Origin of the sequence: Halalkalibacter flavus (assembly GCF_036663575.1) — a bacterium.
Classification (GTDB): Bacteria; Bacillota; Bacilli; order Bacillales; family Bacillaceae_D; genus Halalkalibacter; species Halalkalibacter flavus.
Window position 1 is genome coordinate 1 of the sequence record NZ_JAWRVK010000122.1, and the last position, 534, is coordinate 534.

Here is a 534-nt window from a genome sequence, read left to right on the forward strand (position 1 = left end):
GTAACATAATTCAACAAGGTTGAAGTGAATTCGGTTACAGATGGGAAGGTGCTTGGTTCCAGAGTTATCTTGTAGTTTCCGTACTTCAAGAACTTGGCGGAGTACAGGGTGGCGTCGCAGGACTTGTCGGCCTGGACAACGACGATACCGGTCACCTCCATCTCGTTCTCTCTAGTCTCGAAGGTGTAGTTTCCTTCTCTCTTGTAGACGAAGAAGTTGGCGGAGAAATTGTACTTGAAGTTGAGCTGGTCAAGGCCGAGCTTGACGTCGAATATGTAAGTGCTGGATCCGTCCCTGTTCTTGATGACCTGGACGCTGGGTTCTTCGAAGACTTTCAAGGTAGAGAAGTCTCCGACACGACCGTTCCTCATCTTGATCGGGTCGACTGGAAGGAGTCCGATGTTGGGGAGTTCGAGGTGTGTCTGTAAGTGGTCGACCAGGTATTCGTCGAAGTTCGCGACGACCTGCTTCACCTTTTCGGCGGCTTCATCTGAGCGTGCGCCGAAGACGGCCGAAAAGAGGATGATGGAAGCT

Annotated in this window: 1 protein-coding gene; it reads right to left on the reverse strand. The window is 51.3% G+C overall.

Annotated elements, in window-relative coordinates; genetic code table 11:
• Positions 1-534: hypothetical protein (locus tag SAY88_RS24690; RefSeq protein ID WP_332635079.1), on the reverse strand; the 534-nt coding region annotated here is incomplete at both ends.